The organism is Mycobacterium zoologicum (assembly GCF_020181635.2).
GTDB classification, from domain to species: Bacteria; Actinomycetota; Actinomycetes; order Mycobacteriales; family Mycobacteriaceae; genus Mycobacterium; species Mycobacterium zoologicum.
In genome coordinates this window covers 1-6317 of the sequence record NZ_JAYJJS010000059.1, presented here as the reverse complement: position 1 = coordinate 6317, position 6317 = coordinate 1, and the positions used below count along the sequence as shown (strand labels likewise).

The 6317-nt window shown below is 66.5% G+C and carries 11 protein-coding genes; 3 read left to right on the top strand and 8 right to left on the bottom strand.

What is annotated here, in order from left to right:
• Nucleotides 1–58 precede the first annotated feature (58 nt).
• From K6T84_RS23585 to K6T84_RS23575, 3 genes are all read left to right on the top strand, one after another.
• A complete protein-coding gene (locus K6T84_RS23585) occupies nucleotides 59–1531 on the top strand; it encodes an HNH endonuclease signature motif containing protein (RefSeq protein WP_329786965.1) in 1473 nt (490 codons plus the stop codon).
• 114 nt (nucleotides 1532–1645) lie between these two features.
• Entirely contained in the window at nucleotides 1646–1987 is a 342-nt protein-coding gene (locus K6T84_RS23580) for a hypothetical protein (protein WP_224860640.1), read from the top strand.
• 49 nt (nucleotides 1988–2036) lie between these two features.
• Nucleotides 2037–2258, top strand: coding sequence for a hypothetical protein (locus K6T84_RS23575; protein ID WP_329786964.1), 222 nt, complete (start codon nucleotides 2037–2039; stop codon nucleotides 2256–2258).
• Nucleotides 2259–2369: 111 nt separating this feature from the next.
• Here the strand turns inward: K6T84_RS23575 and K6T84_RS23570 are convergent, their stop codons facing one another.
• The 8 genes from K6T84_RS23570 to K6T84_RS23545 form a co-directional block, all read right to left on the bottom strand.
• Complete coding sequence (locus K6T84_RS23570; protein ID WP_329786963.1) at nucleotides 2370–2645, bottom strand: hypothetical protein; 276 nt, start codon at nucleotides 2643–2645, stop codon at nucleotides 2370–2372.
• 381 nt (nucleotides 2646–3026) lie between these two features.
• Nucleotides 3027–3887 carry a phage major capsid protein gene (locus K6T84_RS23565; protein WP_329786962.1) on the bottom strand — a complete coding sequence of 287 codons (861 nt, stop codon included), beginning with the start codon at nucleotides 3885–3887 and terminating at the stop codon, nucleotides 3027–3029.
• Between the two features lie 108 nt (nucleotides 3888–3995).
• Nucleotides 3996–4490 carry a hypothetical protein gene (locus K6T84_RS23560; protein WP_329786961.1) on the bottom strand — a complete coding sequence of 165 codons (495 nt, stop codon included), beginning with the start codon at nucleotides 4488–4490 and terminating at the stop codon, nucleotides 3996–3998.
• Nucleotides 4483–4746: a hypothetical protein gene (locus tag K6T84_RS23555; protein ID WP_329786960.1), complete on the bottom strand. Its 264-nt coding sequence runs from the start codon at nucleotides 4744–4746 to the stop codon at nucleotides 4483–4485. Before K6T84_RS23555 ends, K6T84_RS23560 begins: the two co-directional genes overlap by 8 nt.
• Nucleotides 4743–4892 carry a zinc finger domain-containing protein gene (locus tag K6T84_RS23970; protein WP_456341111.1) on the bottom strand — a complete coding sequence of 50 codons (150 nt, stop codon included), beginning with the start codon at nucleotides 4890–4892 and terminating at the stop codon, nucleotides 4743–4745. Before K6T84_RS23970 ends, K6T84_RS23555 begins: the two co-directional genes overlap by 4 nt.
• Nucleotides 4889–5056, bottom strand: a complete 168-nt coding sequence (locus K6T84_RS23550) for a hypothetical protein (protein ID WP_329786959.1) — start codon at nucleotides 5054–5056, stop codon at nucleotides 4889–4891. The genes K6T84_RS23970 and K6T84_RS23550 overlap by 4 nt, the downstream gene beginning before the upstream one ends.
• Before the next feature lie 193 nt (nucleotides 5057–5249).
• A complete protein-coding gene (locus tag K6T84_RS23935; RefSeq protein WP_408066179.1) occupies nucleotides 5250–5489 on the bottom strand; it encodes a WhiB family transcriptional regulator in 240 nt (79 codons plus the stop codon).
• Between the two features lie 75 nt (nucleotides 5490–5564).
• Nucleotides 5565–6152 carry a 7-cyano-7-deazaguanine synthase gene (locus K6T84_RS23545; RefSeq protein WP_329786958.1) on the bottom strand — a complete coding sequence of 196 codons (588 nt, stop codon included), beginning with the start codon at nucleotides 6150–6152 and terminating at the stop codon, nucleotides 5565–5567.
• Nucleotides 6153–6317: the final 165 nt, after the last annotated feature.

Genomic DNA, 6317 nt, shown 5'->3' with positions numbered 1-6317 from the left:
CCTCTGCCTAGGAGGACTGCAGGTCACACTCCCCACGAGAACCTGAGGAGCCGCATATATGTTCGAGTCGCAGTTCACCGAGCCCGCTGACCTGGCCGAAGTCGACGACGCCTCCCTGGTGGACGCGATCGGAGGCTGGGCCCGGGTGGAGGCCGCTGCGGCGGCCCGCCGGCTCGCCGCGATCGGCGAGTTGGTGGCACGACGCACTCGCGGGACCGATGCGGTGAACCGATCACGCTGGTCCTGCGATTACTGGGACGTCGCGGCGTCCGAAGTCGCCGCCGCAGAGCGCATCAGCCACGGTATGGCGTCATCCCAGCTGTATCTGGCCTCGGCGCTGCGCGACCGGCTGCCGAAGGTCGCTGCGTCGTTTCTGGACGGCATGATCAGCGTTCGGTTGGTCTCCACGATCGTCTGGCACACCGGCTTGATCACCGACCCCTACCTGCTGCACGCCGTCGACTCCGAACTCGTCGGGGTCGCCACCGGCCTCGGAAGACTGTCGGCGGCCAAGGCCGCTGCGGCCATCGACGCGCTGATCGACCGGCACGACCCGAAAGCCATCCGGCGCCACCATCACAGTGCGCGTGGCCGCGATGTGGTCGTCGACACGCGCAACAGTGAGAACGGCACCACCGGAATGTGGGGCCGGATGCTCGACGCCGACGCCGCCGCCCTCGCCCAGCGGCTGGCCCAGATGGCCAACGCCGTCTGCGACGACGACCCGCGCACCCTCGCCCAGCGCCGCGCCGATGCCCTGGGCGCCCTGGCCGTGGGGGCCGAGACGCTGTCTTGTGCCTGCGACAACAGCGACTGCCCGTCGTCTGCCGGTTCCGATGCCCGCTCGACCAACGTGACCGTCTACGTCGTGGCCGACCAAGCCGCACTGAATGCCGCCGCAGACCCGCAGTTCGGCAATGGCGAGCCCTGCGGCGATTCCGAGCCGGCCGGAAAGCAACGCCAAGCTCGTCCCGCGCCGTCGGGGCGCATCATCGGCGGTGGCAGCGTACCCGGGCCGCTGCTGGCGCAGCTGATTCGCGGTGGCGCCACCGTCAAACCGCTGCACCACCCCGGCGATGCGCCCGCCGAGCCGCGCTACCGACCCTCAGCCGCCCTGGCCGCGTTCATTCGCGCCCGGGATATGACCTGCCGATTCCCCGGTTGCGATCGCCCCGCCACCTACTGCGACATCGACCATGCCATCGCCCATCCGATCGGCCACACTCACCCGGCCAACTTGCGTTGCCTCTGTCGAAAACATTTCCGACTGTTCAGAAAACCCTCTGAACGGAGTCGCCATGTCCACCACCACACCACACCCAGTCAACAGCACCTATCACCCGTGCTGCCACGCCATCGGCCAGCACAGCCGCCAGTGCTCGGACGGGCCGGCCGCCCTTTTTGCCGGCGCCGGCAAGAAAAACCTGTCGGACCCCGGTGCCAACATGCCGAGCATGAACAGCAGCACCGCAGCCGACAACCGGCTCAGCCTCATCATGGAAGCGCGCCGACACATCCGCGCCGCCGATGAAGCACTTCAAGCCTTACGTCCCTACTTGGACGAACACGGCGAGTTCGTCGCCGACATCACCCACGCCGCGGGCGTCGGGATCGGCAAGCTGACCGTTGAACAGGTCTACGCCCGATGAGCACCGACGACAATGCCCCGCGGGTAATCGACGGTGTTGACCTCACCGCCTCCGGGGCGCCCAACTGGCGGCTGGTCGAATGCGTCAACCTGAGCGGGCATCGCAGCTTCTGGCTCATGGACCCGGACGGCGGGGACGGCGCCGAGTGTCCAGGCTTCCGCTTCCCGGCACACGAATACCCCGGCGCGCTGCCTATCTGGATTCGGCGGCGCGTAGAAGATAGGTCGGTCCGCTGCGGCCGGATCGCGCCGACGACGGGCAAGCCGTGCCGGCGGCGGGTCAATGCAGCCGATGAGGCTTGCCGATTCCACCGCGACATCGGGGAGTCACGGTCATGACGACCGCAACTGGCCTCGACGCGCTGGGCGGCAACGGTACGGTGACCCGATGAGCGAGATGTTCACGGGGGCCGGTCCCGCCGACGACGATGCCCGTAATCCTGGGCAGGTGCCCGCGTTCCTTGAGGTCGAGCCGGGAAGCTTCAAGCCGCTGGGCGAATGCTCCCGCAGTGAAGTGTCGTCCACGATCATGTCGTTGACGATGCAGGCCAACGCCTTGGTAGATCAGGCGAAGGCACTTGACCGGTACCTGGAAAGCAGAACCGACTGACCGGCCCCAGCACGACGAATCGGCCCCTGACGCGATGTCGGGGGCCTTTTCGTGCAGGTCAGGAAGTGTGCGCCCCGGGCGGGCGAGGGCAGGAAGCGCAACTAACGCGCGTTAGGTCAAAGCATCCCCTGACGACTTGCGGAAGCGGCCGGCATCGAACGCGACCACCTTGCCGAGCGGCTTCTCCTCGCCCGAGTCGACCTCCGGCTTGGCGAGCGCCCGCAACCGGATGATCTCTGCCTTGGCCCGTTCCAGTGCCGAGTTGAGGTTGCCTCGAAGCTGCGGCATCGCCTCGAACACTTCCGCCAGCAGCCGATAGCGGATCTCCGCCTCCGCCAGCTCGTCGCCGGCCTCCATCGCCTCATTCAGTGAGTCGTACTCGGGCATCCGCGCCGCCTTCCGTAACCATTCATGATTATGCAGTCCAGTGGGGGGTAGGGGGTGGCACACACAGATGCCTAAGCCGCGAGCGGCGGATCGGTGCAGGTCAGGGGCACTCCCCCACCATCGTCGCAGGTCAGGGGCTTGCGTGCGGGCGTCCGCATCATCGCTGCCGGCCAGGTCGCTGCATAGTTATGCATGGGTGCGGCCCGACACCTTGGCTGACGAGGGCAAGGTGTCGGGCCGACTTCCGCCACAACCTCAGTCCCCTCACACGAACTGGGGTCGGCGTCACCGGCTGGTCGAGGAGTTGGGCGACCAGCCGTTGGTGTTTTGAAGGTCCGGCCGCCGGGCGGTATCGGCGTGTACTCCGACGGCCGGACCGGTCTAACTGCTGCCGTCGTCGCTGGCGATGGTGAACCGGCCGATACGGGAGGGCCGCATGACCTGCCAGCCGATTGCCCAGGTGGCGCGCAACATGACGCTGTCCTCGGCGAAAAGTGCATGCTCACTCTGGGCGATGTTCAGCGGGCCGACGGCGGCCACGATTGCCGCCGGGTCGATGACCAGGCCACTGCCTGCCGGGATGAACGGTGACCGCAGCACCGGCAGGCCGAGCAGCATCGGAACAGCATCAGTCGTGCCGGCACCCAACAGGCTGGCATTGATTTGGTCGCCGCCTACTTTCAGCTTCCTCAATGATGCCCACACGTCCGGCGACACCACGATGTACTGCGGGGTGGCGAGGTTGGCTTCCAGTTCGGCTACCAGGTCCACCAGGCCGTCGAGGTTGGCGGCGACCTCGCCACCGTCGACGACATTCGCGGTGTTCAGGATGCCGGTGGACCCGGTGGCCGGCGGTGTCGGCGCGCTCTCAGCAAGGTAGGACAGGTCCGCCTTGCGGATCAGGTCGCGTGCCACGCTCTGGGCGGTCTGGGTTGCGGTCTCCGGTTTGTTGAACTGCTCGCGGGACAAGCTGACCAGGCGGGCCAGCTTCTTGACGTGCACGGTGGCCTCGGACAGTGTCGGGCCGCTGTCGGTGATCTGGGCGCCCTCTGCGACGTAGGCGGCTGATTCGTCGTCGGTGATGTACGCAACCCTCAAAGACGGGCTGTCGCCTTCGATGTGCCCGGAGACGGTGCTGGTCTTCAAAATCAATGCTTCGGGAACGACATCGGCCGCAGCGAAGCTGTACTGATCCGGCGACCAGGCGCCCGCCGTGGTCGATGTGGTCAATTCGATAGTCATGGACTGCCTTTCAACGGGTGCGGCCCGGAAGCGCGCACATCAAGTGATTGATGGCGTGGCTCCGGGCCGCGACCTATTTCCCGCATCAGGCGAGTTGGGCCAAGTCTACTACCTTTCACGCGGGGCAAATGCTTCCGCGAATCCCTTCGGCGTCTCCTGCGGGACACCACTGCCGCTGGCGAACATATTCCGGGACCGTGGTGGCTGTGGCCGCCCGCTGACCCCGAGAGTGCTTCGCGCGGTACCGATTGCGCCCTTGACCAGTTCGGCGTCGACGCTGCCATCTTCGCCGATCAGGGCGCCCAGTTCGGCGACCGCCCAGATAGCGGCGGGCTTGATTCCCGCGTCATCGGCCAGGCGCTCGACCTGCTGGCGCTGGAGGGCTTCAACGGCGGCCTCGGCAGCCTTGGCGCGGTCGCGGTAGCCGGCGGATTCCTTCCGAAGTTTCTCGACGTAGTCACGTGAGAACTGCTCTGCGGCATCGCTATCGGCGTCGTCCGCCACAGGGTCCGGCGCCCGCTCGGCGGACTCAGGTTCGGGCTGAACCTCGGTCGTCGGGGTGTCGGCCACCTCGGTTTCGGTGGGGGTCTCGGTGCTACTCACTGATTTCTCCTTCGGTTGTGGCTACACCGTCGCGCAGCCATTGGACAATTTGGTGGGGGCCGGTCTCGGTGAGTTCGCCGAGGCGACGGGCGAACACTTCGGTGATGCTGAGTAATTGCCTAAGCAATACTCCCGCGTTATCGACATAGGTTCCGGCGATGAATTGCGCGGCGGAATTGTCGCCGGATAGTGCGGCGTCGACCAGGGCGAGCGCATCACGGGCGGCGTCGATTTCCTCGGCTGCTTCGGGGGTCATCGGTATTCCTTTCGAGTGGTGGCGATTTCAAGGGACCGCGCGCGGTCCTGACGTGCCCTGTGCGGCGACGGAATGCCACGGTGGCACGGCTCGCCCGGTGGTACGTGGCAAGTCGGGCAACGGGTGGCGAGAGCGGTGTCGGTCACTGGTTTCCCCCGCCACCGATGACCCGCAGCCGGCTGCGGTTGACGTTCTCGTAGTAGGTGCCGATTGCGCGCTGTAGTGCCTGAATGTCGGCGATGTTGAGGTCATAGGGTCCGAACTCGATGTGCACGTCTGAGGCGCTGTCCACGACGACGCGTAGCGGCATCGTGCACCAATCGTCGGTCTCGCTGATGTAGGGCTCGGTGAAGCCGCATTCGGCGATGACGTGGCGTTGATATTCGCGGTAGGCGCGGACTCCGACCGGTCTGGTTCTACAGAACCAGACCGGTATTGGTCCGACCGGCGGTCGGCGTCGAGCACCGGGAAGGTTTCGCCAGGGACATAGGGGCCGTAATTGGTCATGTTGTTGCCTTCTTCCGTCGGGTGGTGGGTTGTGGTTGGTAGCGGCCGGCCCAGACTCCGGGTGGCGGCCGTTGCGGGTGAGCGCGGGCAATCCATTCGGCGCAGCGATCACGTACCGGGCATCGGCCGCAGACCTCGATGGCCTCCTGGACGGCTTCGCGGTCACCGTCCGCGGCCCCGGTCGAACGTCTCAACGTGCCGCCAGCAAGCAGCCTGTCCAGGCAGGCGCGGAACATCGGCCAGGATCGCGCCGAGGAGCACCATCCATGGCGGTGGGGCGGTGTCCGGGCGGCCCCGGCGGGTGGGGGCGGTCAAGGCCGGACTCCCCTCGCCGCGTCCACAAGCCGGCAGGTGTGACAGCTATGGCACGGGTGCCCGTCCTGCGGTCGGCGGCAGGACCAGCACAGGTCGACCAACTCCGGCGGCATCGCAGCGATAATGTCGCGCTTGGTCAGACTCCGGGCCGGATGCGAAAGCCAGAACTGGCGGCGGCCAACGTTGGCCGCGATCCGCCAGAAAAGCTGGTCACGTACGTCGTCACGAGGTCCGGCATCGTCGGCTTGTACCCCGACGATCACGCTGGCGATGAACGGATCGGCGTGCAGGATGGCGCCCGCCCAGAAGGCGAGCATGAAGCCGTCCCAGAGCCCATGCAGGGCAAGGTCCCCATGGTCCAGCCGGCTCGCGGTGTGCGTGATCAACCCGTGGCCACCGTTGCGGGCCAGCCACTCCAAGATGTCGGCGACGGCGGCGGCTTCGGCGTCGGCGCGATTGTCCGAGTTTTGGAAGTGGACGTGATGTGTCCGGGTGGGCAGTCCGGCCTGCACCCGCTGCCAGAGACAGAACGCCGAGTCGATGCCGCCGGAGAGCATCAGCAGCGTGTCGGGTGGGGCGTTCACTGGGTCACCCCGCCGGAGTAGTAGCACTCCAAACACTGCCCGGACTTGATGGATTCCTCGTTGACGAGGGGGCATCCACACGGGCACGTCTGGTCAGTGCCAGAAATAGCTGCGTTTCGTCAAGTGATTTGGCCCCACTGATCTGCATGAATTTTGGCCCCGGGC

Excerpts from the sequence above, each read along its gene's own strand:
- K6T84_RS23550 (WP_329786959.1), bottom strand. The coding sequence starts at position 5,056 with ATGCCGCTACGCGTCGTCGTGGACAGCGCCTCAGACGTGCACATCGAG.
- K6T84_RS23575 (WP_329786964.1), top strand. The coding sequence starts at position 2,037 with ATGAGCGAGATGTTCACGGGGGCCGGTCCCGCCGACGACGATGCCCGT.
- K6T84_RS23935 (WP_408066179.1), bottom strand. The coding sequence starts at position 5,489 with ATGTTCCGCGCCTGCCTGGACAGGCTGCTTGCTGGCGGCACGTTGAGA.
- K6T84_RS23580 (WP_224860640.1), top strand. The coding sequence starts at position 1,646 with ATGAGCACCGACGACAATGCCCCGCGGGTAATCGACGGTGTTGACCTC.
- K6T84_RS23565 (WP_329786962.1), bottom strand. The coding sequence starts at position 3,887 with ATGACTATCGAATTGACCACATCGACCACGGCGGGCGCCTGGTCGCCG.
- K6T84_RS23570 (WP_329786963.1), bottom strand. The coding sequence starts at position 2,645 with ATGCCCGAGTACGACTCACTGAATGAGGCGATGGAGGCCGGCGACGAG.
- K6T84_RS23555 (WP_329786960.1), bottom strand. The coding sequence starts at position 4,746 with ATGACCCCCGAAGCAGCCGAGGAAATCGACGCCGCCCGTGATGCGCTC.
- K6T84_RS23585 (WP_329786965.1), top strand. The coding sequence starts at position 59 with ATGTTCGAGTCGCAGTTCACCGAGCCCGCTGACCTGGCCGAAGTCGAC.